Below are 18,440 nucleotides of genomic sequence, written 5' to 3' on the forward strand. Positions count from 1 at the left end.
CCCTTTCGTCAAGGAGAGGGCAGGGGAATACATATACATAGCCCTCATGCTCTTTGACATGAGGGCTATGTAGGGGCGCACAGCTCACGCAAACGCTCTTACCATGTGTGTTGAACGCAATGGAAAACCGCTATATACGCTATATAGTCGATTGATGCAAGATGTCAGTCATCGGAAAATCCTACGACTCACTACCTAATTCGCTAGTACCCAAGGGGGCGCTTCAGCTAAAATCGAGCTTTAAGGGAAAAAGAAAGTAAAAAATAGAAACAGTAATTAGCTATTAACTGTTTAGCTGGGACGTAACCACAGGTACACTAGATTTAGACTCTAAACAGATAATTCAAGCCAATAGCTAACTGCTCTCCTTGCTTTTTACATTCTTGCCTTCTGCCTTTAAACTCGCCCGTATCCAGCAAACTTCAGCAAATCTGATAAGGTTCAATGAATTTGGGTCCCGGTCAAGACCCTCCCGGAACTTCGACCTTGTTGCTTCAAAGCATTGATATTGTTTTAGTTCTCATCCTCACGTATCTGGTGCTACTCTTTATCGGGGAGCGTCGCACATTGTGGATGGTACGGGGTTTGATTGTCTTAATGCTAGCCTCAGCCGTGAGTAATCGCCTGGGGCTGGTACTGTTGAGTTTTGTCCTGGAAAAGTTGGTAGTTGGCTCGGCTGTGGCGATGGCTGTCATTTTCCAGTCAGAATTTCGTCGGTTTCTCGAACAATTGGGCAGGGGAGAACTGATGCAGTTGCTGCAACCCTCCCGACGAGCGATTCCCAAAGCAGATAGTGTTATTGATGAAATTGTGGATGCGGTCAAAGAATTGTCCCAAAACCGCACGGGTGCTTTGATCGTACTGGAAACGACCGGGCCAATTGATGAGCGGGATTTTTCCGTTCAAGGCGTCAAATTAAATGCTGAGGTTTCTAAGGAAATCCTACAAACTATCTTTCAAACATCTACGCTCCTGCACGACGGCGCAATATTCATTAGTGGCTCCCGCATTGTTGCCGCTGGGGTGATTTTGCCCCTTTCTGAGCGGACGGCATCGCGGCAACTGGGGACGCGGCACCGGGCAGCAATGGGAATTACGGAGCGGGTCGAAAATTGCCTATGTATCGTTGTATCTGAAGAAACCGGCTCTATTTCTTTAGCGGAGAGGGGGGGACTGAATCGCCCCCTAACCAGCAGTAAACTGAAAGAACTCTTAGAGACGCGATTCTCCACGTCAAGCGAAGAGAGGGCCGTCGCCCCCGGTCTACGCAGTTTGGGACGTCAGATTAGCGATCGGGGAAAGGCACTGGTTTCGCGTTTGCTTCGTCTTCCACCACCGGGTTCTCGTGACAAGAAATGACTTCAAAATCAACTGTCTTACAAAATTTGCCTGCTGACCTCGATCGAGACCGCCTGCCCAAACATGTGGCAGTAATCATGGATGGAAATGGTCGATGGGCCAAACGCCAAGGGCTACCTCGAATTATGGGTCATCGGCGGGGGGTCTATGCGCTGAAGGATTTACTGCGCTGCTGTAAGGATTGGGGAATTCCAGCGCTGACTGCTTATGCGTTTTCTACGGAAAATTGGAAACGACCGCTGGAAGAGGTTGATTTTTTAATGACCTTGTTTGAGGGGGTGTTGCGGCAGGAACTCCGGGAAATGGTGCAGGAGAATGTGCGAATCAACTTTATGGGAAATTTAGCCGATTTACCGCGAAGTCTCCAGGTAGAAATTGAGCGGTCAATGGCTGAAACTCAGCACAATGCCAGCATTCAGTTTACTGTGGCAACTAATTATGGGGGACGCCAGGAAATTCTGCAAGCTTGTCGAGCGATCGCAACTCAGGTGCAGGAAGGTGTTTTACAGCCTAATGAAATTGATGAAGCTTTGTTTTCACGCCACCTCTATACTGCCAAAGTTGGCGATCCCGACCTGCTGATTCGCACCAGCGGGGAAATGCGCCTCTCGAACTTCCTGCTGTGGCAATTAGCTTATGCGGAACTCTATATCACAGAAACGCTGTGGCCTGATTTTGACCGGGCGGAGTTTCACCGGGCTTTGTGTGCCTATCAACAGCGCGATCGCCGTTTCGGCAAAGTATGAAGATTGGCAAAGTATAAGTAAATTTGTAGAGACGCGATAGCTCGCGTCTCTGTTTTGACTGATTTCTGGAATTTAAGATTCAAAACTCAAAACTACTTTCTAAGGGCCTGCAAAGACGGCGTCTTCTACATCTTGGCGAGTCAGAGAATATTTGAAGGAGCGCAGGATATCTCGTCCGCCTTCACCCGCTTCTAGATAGCGCACGGTTAGCTCCTCCACATCTAGAGACAGCTCTGCTTTCCAAAAAGGTCTAGCAATGTGCCAACAGTGCAGCTGAGTTCGGTCTTGTTGACATCCCATCTTTTTGAGCCACTGTTCAATATCAGGTAAGGGATGGTTATAGAGAGGCGTATCAGCAGTGGGAAGAGTCATAGGTCGTTTTAATTTGGTTAGGGGCGGATTGTCCCAAATTATCTGTCATCCGGCAAGTAGATTGAATCAACTCGCTTGTTTTGAGGGATGAGTGGGGCAAGGCGCGACCCAGATGCCACAGGTTTAGATAGATGATGAGGATGAACAGGAAGATGAGGAGTCGCCTGCTGCTCGACTGGTTGCAGGGTTTCTAGCCTGGAAACTTGGAAGGCGGCTTCTCCTCGCGTTAAGCCAATGGCGATCGCTAACAATAGGCAACCCACAAAGGTTAAACCCATAATGAATAGGACAAAAATCTCTCCTGGAGAGAGGGGGCGATCGGTTGGATCTAAATAGGCTGAGGAAGAATATGCCTTTTTTGCTTGGGAAACCGAAGAATTCAAGTTTGGCGGTGCTTGAATTACGCTAATGCGGGAATAGCCAATTTTTAGGTCATAAGCCAGTCGCCGTTGTGGATTGCTGAGGGTGGAATAGGCTTCATTGAGCTGCTGGAACTTAGCGGTTGCTATGTTAGCAGGTAATTCTGTGGTATCGGGATGGTAGTGTTTGCTTAATTCTCGATATGCCCGTCGAATTTCGATCGGGGACGCCGAGGGGTGCAGCCCTAGCAAAGCGTAATGACTGGTCGCCAAGGTTGTTTGATACGGCATCCGGCGACCTTCATTATTCGGATTTTCCCTATTTTGAGTCACCGCAGCTTCACTCTGCCTGGGTTTTGAGTGCGTTTCAATTATTCTAAGCGATCGCATAGGTCCCCCCACATTGCTCCGCCGAATCATAATCCTGGGGTTATTGCGTTCAAAGCTTGCCGTCGCAGGGTATAGAGGGAGATGGGGAAAGGATGCGATCGCCCTTCTCCTGTGCTGCGGTAGGTGCTAATCAGTGTTTAAATGGTTGCTATTTATCCGATGAAGGACGCGCAGGGCATCCACTAGATGGTCGCCCCAATGAACAATAAAATGGAACTTCCAATGCCAGATTGCATAGTTAACGTGACCTCGCTCGAAGGCAACAAAACCTTCTTTGAGATATCGATATATATCCCTTAAATCGTCCCTTAAATCGCCTACAACAACCTCATTTTCCTCTAACAGATTAAAAACTTCCCAATAACAATTGTATTGACCCAGCTTGCTTTGAATTCATTGATAAATTTTAGGTGCACCTTCGGTAATTTTAAAACTATCTATCATTTCTTGTTCATCAGTAATAATATTAACCAACTCCATAACTGCTGTGTAATTTTTTGCAAGTGTTTTAGATATTTGCCTAATAAACTGATGTGTCTCTATAGCTCCTTGTTGTTCAATCAAGGTGCAAACTTCTGTTCCAATTTCGACAAAGTTAATAATTATTTCTTGCCTGGTAATATAGTTATAATTCACGATCGTGATTTCTCTATAAAATTAGTAGCGATCGCTCTCTTTTGATAAACTGCTCCGCAAATGGCTGCTAATAGCAACCATCCCAAGGTATTCACCCGTAAATCAAATATACTTACATCTACTACATTAAATAATGTACAGGCACCAAAAGCGACTAAATAACTGAAAAGAATTAACCTATTTTGTGGAGACGAGATTAGTCTCATCTCTGCCAATAGTAGGGCAGCTTGAACCATCACCCAGCCAACTAAACCGCAGAAGAAAATGGTTGCGGGGATGCCAGTTTCAGCCGTTAGCATTAACAGCAAGCTGTGAGGATGTCCCAGCCAGACTTTCATCTGTGCCTCGTAAAGTGGCGTAAAATTCCTTAAACCCCAGCCAGTCCAGGGACGTTGCTGAGTCATCGACCAAGCAAACTGCCACTGAGTTGTCCGTAACAACGCCACGGGTCGATCTGGATACATTTGGTCGGTGAGTCGCGCCCAAAAGTAATAGGGGACAATCGTGCGAAGCCATTCGCGCACAGGTGAAGGGCCAAAAGCTGCCCAGAGGATGCTAGTAGCGATCGCCCCCACTCCTGCGATTAGCCAACGCCAACCTTGATAGAAGGCAAAGGCAAGACAGCTAAGAACAACAATCGCCCAAGCATTGCGGGAATTCGTCAAAATCAGTGCAGCAGCATTTCCAATTACCGCTACACTTAGAAACCCGATTCGCCAGGTAATCGGAAAGGGAAAAATATATTTTGTTTTAGCTTTTGCTTCCGCTCTTTTTTCTAGCGTGGCGGTACGTAAGCGGCGAGATTGGGGCGATCGCTTTTTGCTTTCTTCAATCCACAATCCCAGCGCCAGAATAAACACAATTTGCAGATAGGCTGCCAAAATATTGGCGTACATAAACACCGAAGCCATCCGCCCGATGGGATTCCCTTTAGGTTGCAGCGCCCAGCCTACAATACCTTCCAATAGCGCTGGGCTAGCCCAACCCATGAATATCTGTCCGAAGCCAAGAATCACCACGGGTACGGAAGGTAGCACCAAAATCCAAGCTAACCGTCGCAGTTGTGCTGGTGTCTGAATGAGTTCGCTATAGGCAGCAAAAAAGATGAAAAAGGGGAGGAAATTAAACAATCCCAGCAAGGCTTCTAAAGGAAAAGGGGCGAAGCTAGCTGAAATAATTACCCAGGCGCAAAAGATAGCGAATCCGCGATTGAGAGGGCGTCGGATAATTGTGGGATATTTTTTTCTCCAGGTGCCGACTAATCCGATAAATATTCCAATAGCACCCAGAATAGGAATCAAGGGAAAAATTAGGAACCCCAGTTGAGCATAGTTCCAAGATGCTTGCAAGCTGGGGTCGGGATGCCGACTTAAAAATGGGAAATTAAAAATTAAAAACGGGGATTTCTTCATTTTTAATTTTTAACTTTTGACTTTTAACTCCTAAGCAGGTTCCCAGCATTCGGCACGAGTTAGGCGAATTTGCGCTAAGGCAACGATAATAGGGATAATCCGACCGTAGTTGGTCGCGATCGCTCTCCAGCCCAAATCAGCAAAAAACCACGCCCACATCGCAGGTCCCACCAACGCAAATACACTGCGGATGGCACCATAACGGGCAGCACTCATCGCCATCCCACGCTTAGCTGTTTGCAGTACCACGTAATTTTGGAACTGTGCAGCAGCAGCAGCACTGCCTTGGATAACAGTTTCTTTGGCGACTTGATAGCTAGCAAAATGAATCGCAAACTGACGGGCAAGTTGTTGTAGCAGCAGCGGCTGGACAATGGAACTAACGGCAAGGGCACTACCGCCCTTAACGAGTAAAGCCATTGGGTCGTGTTGCAACTGCACTGGCAGGGGTTCGGAGAGTTGAGACTTTGCTAGCGATCGCTGTACTCTGGCAGTTAACGCTTTCTGTTCGTGTCGAGGCATTTGTTTCCACGCCCGACCCATCAGATTGAGAAATACTTCTGCTTCTAAATCAGTTGTCGAAAGTTTTGCAGAATAGGGAATTTTTAGATATCGACAAACTTGGATCAAAATTTGTCGATAAGTGACTTCACCCGTGCGTCCTCGCAAAACTGTCACTCCATCCGCCGCTAAAAAGCGAAATCTCTGCTCGATCGCATCCAACCAATCTTCGTGATCTTGGCTTTGAATGTCGATCGGGTCAGGTGTCTGAACGTAATCTAAGGGGTTAAATTTGCGGCGAAATAGAATATCTGTCAGTTGCTGTAACTCTTCTTCTGTGGCTAATTCCAGCGCGGCTCTCAGCTCGTCCAACTTCAATTCCTCCCAGACCCCAGATTCGGTGCTGTCCCTTATTCTACTTCTATATACTTGAAGACTGAGGGTTATCCGTAGTGTTTGATGTCGCCGTAATTGGTGCGGGTATCGCGGGACTGACCGTTGCTCAACAGTTGCACCAAGCTGGATATAAAGTGGTCGTCGTTGACAAATCTCGTGGCGTTGGGGGAAGGGTGGCAACGCGCCGATTGCAGGGGACTTGTGCCGATCATGGCTTGCGTTATTTAGAACCCCAAGGGCAGTTAACTGAGAAGTTTATTGATGTTTTGCGGGTGAAGCAAAGCGATTTTGAAGGAAATTGGGGGATTGTTCAAGCCTGGACGGATACTATTTGCGGGGAATCAGCAAAGCCGAATTCATCCTCGATCCGTCCCCGTTATGTGGCACCAATGGGGATGAATGCGATCGCTAAATTCCTCGCCACAGGTTTAGAAATGCGGCTGAATCAACGGGTTCAAGAAATTACCCCAACTGATGAGAAAACTTGGCATTTCACTTTTGAGCCGAAAGCCGACCCATTAATTGCTAAAGCTGTTGTCGTGGCAATTCCAGCGCCTCAAGCTTTGATGCTACTGGAACCCTTAGCCAAAACCATACCAACTCAATTTCTAGATAGTTTACGCGCTGTGGAGTTTGACCCCTGTCTCAGTGTAATGGCGGGTTATCCAGCTTCTCGACAGCAAGATTTAAGTAATGCAGAGACGGTAAATTTCCCGTTACACCTAGATGTTACACAGGACTCTGACTTAGCGTGGATTGGTTTAGACAGCAGCAAACGCCCCAATCCCCAGATACCAGTCTTTGTTTTGCACAGCACCGCTGAATTTGCAAACCGTTACCTGGACGCCGAAGATTTAAACCCAGCGGCAAGCCAGATGTTATCTCGCGCCGCCCAGTTACTCGTTCCGTGGCTGGATTCTCCCGAATGGTTTCAAATTCATCGCTGGCGCTATGCTTTCCCCAGTCGTCCTTTGCATCAAGATTGGCTGGACGCTGGGACACCATTGCCCCTAATTTGTTGTGGCGATTGGTGCGGGGGAAACTTGGTAGAAGGGGCGATGAATTCTGGATTAGCCGCCGCCGTCAAGATTAATCAACAGATGGAAATGCGAAGCTTGCCGGGGGAAAGTTTTTTAGAAGCCCTCCAGCAAATATCCGGTAGGAGCGATCGCTAAGGAGTTAATTTAAACCGATGCAAGATTTTATCCAAGTGGTTGATTACGATACCAATTGGCCTATCCAATTTGAGGAGGAAAAACTCCAAATTCTCCACGCCCTCGGTGATGCTGTCTTGGACATCCACCATATTGGCAGTACCTCAGTGCCAGGATTAGCAGCTAAACCAATCATTGATATTCTCGTAGGCTTGGAGGAGTTACCACCCAGCGTCGATCAGATTACATCTGTCGAAACACTCGGCTATCTCTACCAAGGTGAGTTGGGTGTTCCAGGACGGCACTTCTTTCGCAAAGGGATGCCCCGCACTCACCATCTCCATCTGGTGAAACGAGGAAATCAGGTTTGGGAAAACCAGCTGATCTTCCGCGATTTTCTCAGGGCGCACCCAGAGAAAGCGAAGCAATACGATGCTTTGAAGCGCGAGTTAGCGGTACAATTCCGGCTAGATCGAGAAGGCTACGTCCAGGCAAAGGCTCCTTTAATTGAGCAGCTACTCTCAAATGCTAGGGCATGGCGGCAAATTATCTAAGATAAGCAGCGATCGCTACCCGGCGAAAGTTTTTTAGAAGCGATCTCTTAGCATTGCCCGTTTTAACGTTACACAGCCAAATACAACTCTGTTACGGCAAAAGAGCAAACTGCCCAAAGTAGCGATCGCTGCTTGTCTGCCATTAGCTGCTAGTGATTTTCAAGGCGAGAGCGTTCATCAAACACCAGTATTTACAAACCGTTTCATAACATTTGGGGGATGGAAATTGCCATCAACCCTAGGCCCTGTATGGATAAATCCGATTCTTGGCAGCCTTAGATGGTGCGACCTCTGTCTCCCCCAATGTAAAGAAAACTTTACATTTTGTAATGTTTTGTTATATGTTTTAAGACAGGAGACAAAGATTCGTAACCCAGAAGTTTCTGGATTAATAGTTTTAACGAATCTAAATAATGCATCCATGACTTCATCCACGACTTATACGATTGAGTCCGCACAGGGCATTTTCCCTGGAACTCAGATTGCTAATGCGGTTCCAGCTACCACGGAAGCTTTCGATAAGCTCAGCGTTGACGATCAACTGGCATTACTCTGGTTTGCCTACACCGAAATGGGTGTTTCAATTACTCGCGCCGCCACAGGAGCCGCCCGCATGATACTAGCGGAAGGTTTACTAGCCCAAATTAAGCAGATGCCAGCTGCCGCCCAAACGAAAGTGATGGAGGATCTTGCTAACCGTGCTGACACTCCCATCAGCCGTTCCTATTCTTCTTTCAGCGTCAATACCAAGTTGGGTTTTTGGTATGAGTTAGGAGAGTTGATGGCACAGGGTATTGTCGCTCCCATCCCAACGGGATATCAAATGACGCCTGAAGCCGCAGCAGTCCTAGAAACCATCAAGAAACTCGATCCGGGTCAGCAAATTACAGTTTTGCGGAATACCGTCATCAACATGGGATTTGATCCGGCTCTCAACGATTACGCAAAACCCGAAGATCCCTATATAGCACCCACCGCCCTAGCTTCTCGTCCGAAGATCAGTATTGATGGCATCAGTGAGCCTACAGTGCTGAACTATATTCAAAACATGAACGCATTTGACTTTGAGGCGGCTGTGTCTCTATTTGCGGAAAAGGGAGCATTGCAACCGCCCTTCCAGAAGCCAATTGTCGGTCGTGCAGCGATTTCTGCATATATGCGCGAAGAATGTCAGGGACTCAAGATGATGCCACAGAAAGGCGTCTCTGAGCGCATAGAAGATGGCTATACCCAGCATAAAGTCACAGGCAAAGTAGAAACTCCTTGGTTCGGTGCCAGCGTTGGCATGAACATTGCGTGGCGGTTCTTACTCGATCCTCAAGGCAAAATTTTCTTCGTGGCGGTTGACTTATTGGCGTCCCCGAAAGAACTCCTAAACCTAACTCGTCAGTAGGACGTTAGGTACAGTTGCTGAGATAAGATAAGGCACAAATAATCGCCTTAGCAACAAGAACTGTAGGGTGCTGCTCCTAGCACCCTACATTTTTGCTTGAGTCTGCAAGACATCAAATTTTTCACCAAACCACTCATAACGCCCAAATAATTCTCAAAAAGTATTGTAAAAGTTTTACGGCTCTTCCAGTAGTTGCGAAACTAATTTTATGGCTTCTGCGGGAGTAGAGATTTTACCTTCAGCGCGTGCGAGTCCGATAGCGGTGAGAAATTTACCAACTTGTGGCCCAGATGGGAGATTGAAAGTTTGGATCAAATCTTTGCCGGTGATGAGGGGCGCGGGATGAGCAACAGGGTCGTCAGGAGTCAGATAGCGGTTGATGAGGGGTGTCAATTCTGCGACAGATATCCCAGTGGCTACAGCCAGAACGAGGATGACTGGGAAAACCTGTCCGGCTTCTCGAAAAAACAAATACTGCTCTCCTAAAGACATCTGGGATGGTTGCAGCTGCGGCAATAATTTGAGTGCAGTGGTAATGGCGCGAATTTCAGCGCGGCTGTATTTTAAATTCAATAATTGGGTTTCAGCAGCTTCCGGCACGGGTGACAACAATATCGCCAGCTTCGCAATGCCCAACCAAGAAGTTTTTAAGGTATCGCCTACCAAGCTAGATAAAAAGATTGCTAACTCATGCCATGTTTCTCCCAGCAATACCGCTGAACGTTCAACTGCTGGCAAGATTGTAGAGACATTTTCGGAACCTCTCCCCCAAACCCCCTCCCCGTCAACGGGGAGGGGGCTAAGAGGTGGAGTTATTAACCTCGCGATTGTTCCCTCCGTTTGCAGGGGAAGGTTCGGGAGAGGTTGGGGACTTGAGGCACTGGGAAACCAAGTTGCGAGTAAACCATCCTCAACGGCAGTAATTATCCAAGGAGTGCCTTCAGAAGTGTTAAGGAGATAGGCAAACTCTGCTTGCACTCGTTCTGCCGATACTTGCCCCAGTAAAGGTGCAAGTTGCCGAATTGCTGATTGGGTATCCGACTCAATCGTAAAATTTAGTTGGGCAGCTTGGCGGTACGCTCTTAATAGCCGTAAAGGGTCATCTTGCAGATTTTTGGGGGAAACCATCCGAATGATGCCCTGTTGCAAATCTGCATAGCCACTAAGAGGGTCGATGAGTTCGCCAGTGTAAGGATTGTAAGCGATCGCATTCATTGTATAGTCGCGCCGCTGCAAATCGATTTCTAAATTTGACCCTTCGGCTTGGGCAATATCAACGGTTGCTTGCTCAAATACGACTCTGGCAATCTGTCTCTGGGCATCTAACAACACAAACCCCGCTTTGTAGCGACTGGCAATCTTCCGCGCTGTTTTTACCGCATCTGCCAGTAAGACAAAATCTAGATCCCGGTACTCGCGGCGGCGTCCCAGCAAAGCATCTCGCACAGCACCCCCCACCATATAAGCGGGTTCCGGGAGCAATTCCAGGCTAAAAGGCCAAGTTTTTGGCGATAGGGTAGAGGTGTCTGTGTTTAAGTGCATCTGTATACTTACCCCATTTAGATAATTTTCCGAGTCCACGCACAGGAACAAGCGTTTGTGTGTCTGTGAATTTATTCGCCTCAAAGACACATTGCAATAAAAATCAACCCAATAGGTAATTAATAGACGTGTTGACTGAGCTAGATTAACAGAAAAGCCTCTGGAGGCTGTCCTATGTGTATTTGTGTTAACTGCCAATACGTAGACCGCTGCACCACCTATCATGCGGTAGAAATGCAGCATCAGGTGCCTCATCTAACTGAAGATCCCGATTTTGAAGCCACTGAACCCACCATCAATGTCAATATCCGCACCGAGGGGGAAATGATTGAGATGGAATGGGATGTTGTGGGTTGTCTCAGCTTTAAGCGGGAAACCGGCAAATGGGCGCGGTTGCGTCCCGGCGAGTTAGTGCCAACCTGAAAATATCTAAATCAGATTGCGCTAAGCTACGCTGTTTTACAAACTTTAACGCGACGGCTACTGCTTGCCTCAGTAGCCGTTTTGTTGCATTTAGGCAATTCAGGCGACTGCATAGAGTCGAACTTACTCAGAGAAATCGTTGACTTGTCAATAATTGCTCAAATACAGACGACCCGCGTAACAATTGGCTAAGAATCTGAGCTGTTTTAGAGTTATTGCAGTAATTAATAAACTAATGCTTTTTTATCTTCTTGCAGCAATGATCCCTTAGCAAGTAGGCAAAAATGAAGAGAACTGGTGAGAAACGGGTGGAGATGGTAGTAGGGATTAGGTAAGCGATCGCTCTAAACCACATTTCTTAATAATTAGCATATTAATCTGAATTAATTTATGAAATATTAGCCATGATAATTAGGAATCTTTAATAGTTCTTATGCCTTTTTAGTTTTGCGAAGATACATATCATCTTACCTATATCCCCGCCCTCACTCACCACTACACTCAAAAAAGGGGAGGTAATAAGAAGTCCAGTTTGTGAGTAAAGCGACTGGCTCTAACAGAATTTATCTGGCTCAACATCAATCAAGAAAAACAAGCCGTAGTTATGAATTTAAGTCCTTATCTCCCAAAAATAACACCGTTTTACGCCCGAAACAAAGCCGCTTTTGGACTAAGTATTTTAATCGTCGCCGGATATTTAGGTAATTATTTCCGTTGGTCATTATTTTTCGATATAGATTTCCTATTTGGCAGCATTGCCGTTTGGATTATAGTATTTTTGTACGGTACAGGTTGGGGTACTTTTGCAGGCTTCATTTCTGGCATTTGTACCTATTTTATTTGGCATCATCCCTACACGGTAATTACCTTTACCGCTGAAGCATTCTTTGTTAGTTTATTGTTTCATCGTCTACGTCAGAATATCGTGCTGCTAGACGGAATTTTCTGGCTGTTCATCGGGATGCCTCTCATTTGGCTATTTTATGCCATTATCTTGCACGTAGATACTACACAAGCGTTGATTATCTTGTTAAAGCAGCCTGTAAACGGGATTTTCAATGCTTTAATTGCTAGCTTGATGCTGACTCATTTACCGATTCATAAATGGCTAGGTCGTCCTCAAGCAGTTAGCACGCTTTCTCTGCAACAAACGGTTTTTAATTTGTTAGTAGCTTTTGTCTTCTTTCCTACTCTAATTCTTATGGTTTTAGACAGCCGCCGCGTAATTGATAACATCAAGACAACAGCTAATGCAGAACTCAAGGCGGCTTCTATAGATTTAGTTGTTGAAATGCGTTCTTGGCATCAGCAACATCTAAAGGCAGTTCAAGAATTTGCTCAGATTGCTGCTGATGAGCCTACCAAATTGGATGCATTGCAGTCAAGTATAGAATTTGCTAGACGGACATTTCCAGATTTCCATGAGATTTATGTAGTCAATGCCGAAGGTAAAGCAATTACATCTTCACCACGACAGAATGAAGCGGGAGAGTCCACTATTGGATTGAATCTTGCTGTTAAACCCTACTTTAAGGAAATAAATAATACTCTGCAACCTACTCTATCGGATGTAGTGAACGGACAAAAGGTAATTCTCAGCGTACCCGTGCTAAGAGATAATCGCTTCCGTGGTTTAGTCATTGCAGAACTTGATTTGAACGGTATTGACGAACTCCTAAAATCAAATGTTGACGAGCGGGGACTGCAAATTACTCTCGTCGATCGCAGAAAATCTGTAATTGCTAGTACTCTGTCTGAGCGAGTAGCAATGCAAACATTTGATCGTCGTAAGGATGGCGAAATTCGTCCAATTGCGCCGATGACTTATCAGTGGCTACCGATAAGTGGCAGTCGGCTTGTCATGGTGCGTTGGAACAATTCGTTCTTTGTGCAAGAGACTCCGATTGATAGCCAACTTCCTTGGACTCTCATTGCAGAATTGTCTGCGACACCAGACGTCCGCCATATAGAGCGCGTTCATACCAATAGTTTAGCGATTTTGATGCTAATTTCAGCGATCGCGCTCATTTTTGCAACCCTTCTAAGCCGCAGCTTAGTTAGCCCCCTCTCAAAACTAGCGCAAGTAACGACAAATCTGCCTCATAAACTTTCAGAGCAAGAATTGATCGATTGGCCTAATAGTTCGGTGACAGAACTGGACGCTCTAGTTCGCAACTTCAAGTCAATGGCTGCGACCCTTAATCAAAAGTTTTGGGAAATCAAAAGCACCAACGAAATGCTCGAAGAACGGGTGCAAGAACGTACTCAAAAATTATTAATCATTAATACAGAACTTGAAGCTGAAATTGCCGAACGACAGCGAACAGAGGAAAAATTAAAAGCTTATACCTTCAAATTGGAACAAAGCAACCGGGAATTGCAAGACTTTGCCTTCGTCGCTTCCCACGACTTGCAGGAACCATTGCGGAAAATTCAAGCCTTTGGCGATCGCCTCAAACTCAAATACGGAGAATCCCTAACTAATGAGGGGAAGGACTACCTGGAGCGGATGCAAAAAGCGGCGCAACGGATGCAAACTCTTATTAATGACCTCCTAGCCTTCTCGCGGGTGACAAGCAAAGCTCAGCCTTTTACTCGTGTCAATATCACCAACGTGCTACAAGAGGTCTTGTCTGATTTGGAGGTGCATATCCAGAAGGTAGGCGCACAAGTAGAAATTGGCGAGCTGCTAACAATTGATGCTGATCCGTCGCAGATGCGGCAATTATTACAGAATTTGATTAGCAATGCGCTGAAGTTTCGGCGTCAGGAAGAAGCACCCGTCGTCAAGATTTGGAGTCAATTACTAGAGAAGGACGAGCAGCTTTGGACACAAGACTTATCAGCTCGTCCCATGTGTCAAATTATGGTTGAAGATAATGGCATTGGTTTTGACGAAAAGTATCTGGATCGGATCTTCACAGTTTTCCAACGCCTGCACGGTCGTAACGAGTATGAAGGAACGGGAGTTGGTTTAGCGATCTGCCGTAAAATAGTCGAGCGTCATGGTGGTACTATCACAGCAAAAAGCATATTAGGGGAGGGGGCGACATTCATTGTCACGCTACCTGTTAAGCAATCTAGGTGATAGATTTTGGAATTTTAAATTTTAGATTTTTGCTGATCAATCTCAGAAAGCAAGCCTTTTTTCGCGACTGCAAATTATGCGAAAGTACTGGAATTTGGTGTGAGTAAAACGCTGTGAATAAAGCTGGAAAATTAATTACCATCTTGATGGCTGACGATGATGAAGACGATCGGCTGCTAGCAAAGGATGCATTAGAAGAATGCCGACTCGCTAACGATCTACACTTTGTTGTAGATGGTGAGGATCTGATGGATTATCTTTACCATCGGGGTAAGTATACTCAGTTAAGAAAATCGCCCCGTCCAGGTTTAATTCTGCTGGATCTGAATATGCCTAAAAAGGATGGGCGGGAGGCTCTCCAGGAGATTAAAGCCGATCCCGAACTGCGACCTATTCCAGTCGTCGTGCTGACTACATCAAAGGCTGAGGAAGACATCTATCGTTCTTACGGTTTAGGCGCAAACTCGTACATTGCTAAGCCAGTCACATTTGAATCTCTAGTTTCTGTGATGAAAGCTTTGGGAAAATACTGGTTTGAGATTGTTGAATTGCCACTAAAGGAAAATGAAGCGGAAAACTCAACACTATAAAATATAGTTTTGCAGAATTCCTAGTTAGGTTTCGCCTTGGCAAAACCTAACATTAAGCAATACTAAATTTCAGTCATCTACTCAGCGCACATAAGATTATTGAGGTTTTGCAAAGATTGAGGCAAAATAATTAAAATCGGTGGTAAGCTGCTGTGTTGTAACAATTAATTCTTTTGCTGACTCTTGAGTTAAGGGTTTAGCGAAAAAATATCCTTGCCCATATTCGCATTCCATTTCTCTCAGTTGGGAGAGTTGCTCGGCTGTTTCCACCCCTTCTGCTGTCACATTTAACTCTAAAGTATGAGCCAGGGTCACGATAGCACGGACAATTTCTAAACTGTCGTCTTTCGCCCCAATTCTACTAATAAAAGAACGATCAATCTTTAACTGATCGATGGGAAACCGATGCAGATAGCTTAAGGATGAATAGCCAGTGCCGAAGTCATCAATATGCAGATGCACGCCTAAAGCTTTTAGTTGGAAAAGCATTTTGATTGCCGATTCTGCGTTTTCCATAACTGCACTTTCAGTAATTTCTAACTTCAAACTTCGGGCATCCAGGCGAGTTTCCCGCAAAATTTGAGCGATTTGCTTGACTAAATCTGGTTGTAAAAACTGTTTGCTGGAAAGATTAACACTGATTGTTAATAGTAATTCTGGATAAAATTGCTGCCAATCATACATTTGGTAACATGCATTGTAGAGTACCCACAGCCCAATGGGAACAATTAAACCTGTTTCTTCGGCAATGGGAATAAATTCCGCTGGAGAGATTAAACCGCGCTCCGGATGCTGCCAGCGTACAAGCGCCTCGAACCCGTCAAGCCTGCCAGTTGTCAATGACACAATGGGTTGATAGTGAAGCTGAAATTCATCCCGCTCGATCGCACGCCGCAAGTCGTTTTCCAGTTGCAAGAGTGCCACCGCGCGGGTATGCATGGTGGTATCAAAGACTTCGTGACGCGCTCTACCCATCGATTTGGCACGATACATTGCGGTGTCAGCATCGCGCAGGAGATTTTCCGGACAGTCATATCCGATTGCTGGGGCGCTTTGCGAACCGCCCCCGATGGCAATGCCGATGCTTGCTGTTGTGAATACCTCTTGCTCGTTAAGGCTGAAAGGATGCATAAGTTCTAAGTGGATGCGCTCGGCAATGTCAGTGGCGTTATTGATATTTTTGACATCGTCGAGCAGGATGGTGAACTCATCTCCACCTAACCGTGCAACTGTATCTCCACCCCGCAGGCAAGCTTTCAACCGCTGCGCGATCGCTACCAGCAATTGATCGCCAATCATGTGTCCCAAGCTGTCATTAATCACCTTGAAGCGATCAATATCTAGAAAAAGGACGGCGAAGAAATAGTCACTGGTTCGTTTTGACCGTTCAATTGCCTGTCCCAACCGATCCCTAAACAAGGCTCGGTTTGGTAAGCCTGTCAACACGTCATGAAAAGCATCATGGAGGAGTTGTTTCTCAACTTGCTTGCGCTCGGTGATGTCAGTTTGAGAGCCAGCCATGCGAGAGGCTTTCCCATTCGTGTCTCGTACAGCCATCCCCCGGATTAGCATCCAACGGTATGTTCCGTCTTTGTGTAGTATGCGATGTTCGTTCTCAAAATGGGGGGTCAGCCCTTCCAGATGTAAAGAAATCTGCCCTTTCAACTGCTCGATATCCTCAGGATGCACTCGCTCAAACCAGGCATCAGGCGTATTGCTAATTTCGCTCTCCTCGCAGCCCAGCATGGATTTCCAGCGGGGAGAAAAATAAATTTCGTTTGTTTTTAAATTCCAGTCCCAAAGTCCGTCGTTAGCACCAGAAACGGCGAGTTCATAACGTTCTTGACTCTCACGCAAAGCCTCCTGGGTCTGGGCGGCCTTGGTAGCTGCCCCTACGCGCTCGGTAATATCTTGGAAGGTAACGACTGCACCCACCAACTGACCATTTTCTCGAATGGGGGTGCTGATGTATTCAACGGGAAAGCTCGTACCGTCTTTTCGCCAAAAGACTTCTTCTTCTATTTGTTGAACTGTGCCATCCTTAAAGGCTGCATAAATTGGACACGCTTCTCGCGGATAAGGAGCGCCATCGGCTTTTGAATGGTGGCAAATAAAATGCAAGGGTTTGCCAATGAGTTCTTCAACTTCCCATCCCAGCATTCTCGCAGCAGCTGGATTAACAAAGGTGGCGTTTCCATGAATATCCAAACCATAAATTCCTTCACCCGCTGAGTTGAGAATTAGTTCGTTTTGGTGGCGCAGTCGTTCAATTGCCTCTTCGGTTTGCTTGCGAACCGTGATGTCGTTCTGCAACCCGATGAAGTTGATGAGTTTCCCTTCGTTATCAAAAACTGGGTTGATGGCGAGTTCATTCCAGAACGGTGTCCCATCTTTGCAGTAGTTCAGGACTACACACATAATCGGTTGCTTTGATGCGATCGCTTCTCGCATCACTTTCACAACAGTGAAATCGGTATCTTTCCCTTGTAGAAAGCGGCAATTAGAACCCATCACTTCCGCCGCCGAGTAGCCGGTGATGGCAGTAAAAGCAGGATTAACAAAGATAATTGGATTGTCAGGTAAAGTTGGATCGGTGATTGTAACTCCAGTTGTCAGGTTAGCGATCGCCGCCGCTAGCTGGCTGTTTTCGCGCATAGCTGACCGCAAGGCTTCTTCTGCCTGCTTGCGTTTGGTAATATCGGCAGCCAAACCATCGATTCGGATGACATTCCCATTCGCGTCACGCCCTAGATGAGCGCGATTGCGAATCCAACGCTCTTCCCCGTCCGGTCGGAAAATACGATACTCTTCGTCTGCTGCACCGACTTGGAGTAACGCTTGCGTCATCGCTTCTATTCGTTCTCGATCCTCTGGGTGAATCACCTCCAGCCAGAGGTTCGGGCGCTCGAAAAACTGGGAGACTGGACGACCATAAATTTCCGCCGCCGCCGGACTGATGTAAATCGGCTCCCTAGTGATGGCTGAAACCGACCATACGCTGTCATCGAGGGAGCCAAGAATATTCTCTAGCCGCGATTCACTCTCCCGCAGCGCCTCTAACGTTTTGACTCGCTCGATCGAGTAGCGGATCGCCCGCTCTAATAGCGGCGCGTCCATCTTCCCCTTAACTAAGTAATCGGCGGCTCCCGCTTTCATTGCTGCAAAGTCTACTTCCCGATCTCCTTGCCCGGTCAGCAAGATGATCGGCGCTTTACAATTAGTTGAAATGGCTTCTTGTAACAATTCCAAGCCGTTGTGTGCGCCAAGACGATAGTCCACTAAATAGACATCATGTTGATGCATCTGAATCTTTTCTAAAGCAGCATCATAACTATCTACCCATTCGAGATCAAACTTTTCTCGCTCAATTTCTGAGAGGAGATCGCGCGTCAGAATATAGTCATCCTCGTCATCCTCAATTAAAAGCACTTTTATTGAGTCTTTAGACATAAAATAATATTAGAAACAAAATACCTCTATCTTAGAGTTCCTCTCCTCAAGGGTAAAGCTAGAGAAGTCCTCACT

At 46.3% G+C, this 18,440-nt stretch carries 15 protein-coding genes; 8 read left to right on the plus strand and 7 right to left on the minus strand.

Features of this window, described 5'->3' with window-relative positions:
* The first annotated feature begins 444 nt into the window (after positions 1-444).
* Together cdaA and NC996_RS10030 are read left to right on the plus strand one after the other, a co-directional pair.
* Positions 445-1,359, plus strand: coding sequence for a diadenylate cyclase CdaA (gene cdaA / locus NC996_RS10025; RefSeq protein WP_190412044.1), 915 nt, complete (start codon positions 445-447; stop codon positions 1,357-1,359).
* Entirely contained in the window at positions 1,356-2,105 is a 750-nt protein-coding gene (locus tag NC996_RS10030) for an isoprenyl transferase (RefSeq protein ID WP_190412045.1), read from the plus strand. The genes cdaA and NC996_RS10030 overlap by 4 nt, the downstream gene beginning before the upstream one ends.
* A gap of 99 nt (positions 2,106-2,204) precedes the next feature.
* Here the strand turns inward: NC996_RS10030 and NC996_RS10035 are convergent, their stop codons facing one another.
* From NC996_RS10035 to NC996_RS10055, 5 genes are all read right to left on the minus strand, one after another.
* A complete protein-coding gene (locus NC996_RS10035; protein ID WP_190412046.1) occupies positions 2,205-2,477 on the minus strand; it encodes a DUF3143 domain-containing protein in 273 nt (90 codons plus the stop codon).
* Positions 2,478-2,515: 38 nt separating this feature from the next.
* Positions 2,516-3,127 (minus strand): J domain-containing protein, encoded by a 612-nt coding sequence (locus NC996_RS10040; protein WP_190525501.1) that lies wholly within the window; start codon positions 3,125-3,127, stop codon positions 2,516-2,518.
* Positions 3,128-3,619: 492 nt separating this feature from the next.
* Positions 3,620-3,862 (minus strand): hypothetical protein, encoded by a 243-nt coding sequence (locus NC996_RS10045; protein WP_190682611.1) that lies wholly within the window; start codon positions 3,860-3,862, stop codon positions 3,620-3,622.
* Positions 3,859-5,274, minus strand: a complete 1,416-nt coding sequence (locus NC996_RS10050; protein ID WP_190682614.1) for an O-antigen ligase family protein — start codon at positions 5,272-5,274, stop codon at positions 3,859-3,861. The genes NC996_RS10045 and NC996_RS10050 overlap by 4 nt, the downstream gene beginning before the upstream one ends.
* 30 nt (positions 5,275-5,304) lie before the next feature.
* Positions 5,305-6,147 carry a YaaW family protein gene (locus tag NC996_RS10055; RefSeq protein WP_190412048.1) on the minus strand — a complete coding sequence of 281 codons (843 nt, stop codon included), beginning with the start codon at positions 6,145-6,147 and terminating at the stop codon, positions 5,305-5,307.
* An 80-nt stretch (positions 6,148-6,227) separates the two neighbouring features.
* Between NC996_RS10055 and NC996_RS10060 the strand changes: the two genes are divergently transcribed.
* The 3 genes from NC996_RS10060 (at position 6,228) to NC996_RS10070 (ending at position 9,272) form a co-directional block, all read left to right on the plus strand.
* The gene (locus tag NC996_RS10060) at positions 6,228-7,346 is read left to right on the plus strand and encodes an FAD-dependent oxidoreductase (RefSeq protein WP_190682617.1); all 1,119 of its coding nucleotides are present in this window, start codon (positions 6,228-6,230) and stop codon (positions 7,344-7,346) included.
* A 17-nt stretch (positions 7,347-7,363) separates the two neighbouring features.
* A complete protein-coding gene (locus tag NC996_RS10065) occupies positions 7,364-7,879 on the plus strand; it encodes a GrpB family protein (RefSeq protein ID WP_190525499.1) in 516 nt (171 codons plus the stop codon).
* 421 nt (positions 7,880-8,300) lie between these two features.
* Positions 8,301-9,272: an orange carotenoid protein N-terminal domain-containing protein gene (locus tag NC996_RS10070; protein WP_190438806.1), complete on the plus strand. Its 972-nt coding sequence runs from the start codon at positions 8,301-8,303 to the stop codon at positions 9,270-9,272.
* Between the two features lie 174 nt (positions 9,273-9,446).
* Here NC996_RS10070 and NC996_RS10075 read toward each other — a convergent pair whose 3' ends face one another.
* Positions 9,447-10,814 carry a CCA tRNA nucleotidyltransferase gene (locus tag NC996_RS10075; RefSeq protein ID WP_190682620.1) on the minus strand — a complete coding sequence of 456 codons (1,368 nt, stop codon included), beginning with the start codon at positions 10,812-10,814 and terminating at the stop codon, positions 9,447-9,449.
* Between the two features lie 174 nt (positions 10,815-10,988).
* Here NC996_RS10075 and NC996_RS10080 point away from each other — a divergent pair, with 174 nt between their 5' ends.
* The 3 genes from NC996_RS10080 to NC996_RS10090 all read left to right on the plus strand — a co-directional run bounded on the left by NC996_RS10080 (position 10,989) and on the right by NC996_RS10090 (position 14,915).
* Positions 10,989-11,237 (plus strand): Ycf34 family protein, encoded by a 249-nt coding sequence (locus NC996_RS10080; RefSeq protein ID WP_190438801.1) that lies wholly within the window; start codon positions 10,989-10,991, stop codon positions 11,235-11,237.
* A gap of 604 nt (positions 11,238-11,841) precedes the next feature.
* Positions 11,842-14,325, plus strand: a complete 2,484-nt coding sequence (locus tag NC996_RS10085; RefSeq protein ID WP_242037448.1) for an ATP-binding protein — start codon at positions 11,842-11,844, stop codon at positions 14,323-14,325.
* Between the two features lie 146 nt (positions 14,326-14,471).
* A complete protein-coding gene (locus tag NC996_RS10090; protein ID WP_190430075.1) occupies positions 14,472-14,915 on the plus strand; it encodes a response regulator in 444 nt (147 codons plus the stop codon).
* 96 nt (positions 14,916-15,011) lie between these two features.
* Here NC996_RS10090 and NC996_RS10095 read toward each other — a convergent pair whose 3' ends face one another.
* Positions 15,012-18,365: an EAL domain-containing protein gene (locus NC996_RS10095; RefSeq protein WP_190682623.1), complete on the minus strand. Its 3,354-nt coding sequence runs from the start codon at positions 18,363-18,365 to the stop codon at positions 15,012-15,014.
* Positions 18,366-18,440 lie beyond the last annotated feature (75 nt).

This window comes from Trichocoleus sp. ST-U2 (genome assembly GCF_039961875.1).
Taxonomy (GTDB): Bacteria; Cyanobacteriota; Cyanobacteriia; order Cyanobacteriales; family FACHB-T130; genus FACHB-T130.

Coding starts and splice junctions, on each gene's coding strand:
- NC996_RS10095 (WP_190682623.1), bottom strand. CDS start 18,365: ATGTCTAAAGACTCAATAAAAGTGCTTTTAATTGAGGATGACGAGGAT.
- NC996_RS10080 (WP_190438801.1), top strand. CDS start 10,989: ATGTGTATTTGTGTTAACTGCCAATACGTAGACCGCTGCACCACCTAT.
- NC996_RS10050 (WP_190682614.1), bottom strand. CDS start 5,274: ATGAAGAAATCCCCGTTTTTAATTTTTAATTTCCCATTTTTAAGTCGG.
- NC996_RS10065 (WP_190525499.1), top strand. CDS start 7,364: ATGCAAGATTTTATCCAAGTGGTTGATTACGATACCAATTGGCCTATC.
- NC996_RS10070 (WP_190438806.1), top strand. CDS start 8,301: ATGACTTCATCCACGACTTATACGATTGAGTCCGCACAGGGCATTTTC.
- NC996_RS10035 (WP_190412046.1), bottom strand. CDS start 2,477: ATGACTCTTCCCACTGCTGATACGCCTCTCTATAACCATCCCTTACCT.
- cdaA (WP_190412044.1), top strand. CDS start 445: ATGAATTTGGGTCCCGGTCAAGACCCTCCCGGAACTTCGACCTTGTTG.
- NC996_RS10030 (WP_190412045.1), top strand. CDS start 1,356: ATGACTTCAAAATCAACTGTCTTACAAAATTTGCCTGCTGACCTCGAT.
- NC996_RS10085 (WP_242037448.1), top strand. CDS start 11,842: ATGAATTTAAGTCCTTATCTCCCAAAAATAACACCGTTTTACGCCCGA.
- NC996_RS10075 (WP_190682620.1), bottom strand. CDS start 10,814: ATGCACTTAAACACAGACACCTCTACCCTATCGCCAAAAACTTGGCCT.
- NC996_RS10090 (WP_190430075.1), top strand. CDS start 14,472: ATGGCTGACGATGATGAAGACGATCGGCTGCTAGCAAAGGATGCATTA.
- NC996_RS10040 (WP_190525501.1), bottom strand. CDS start 3,127: ATGCCGTATCAAACAACCTTGGCGACCAGTCATTACGCTTTGCTAGGG.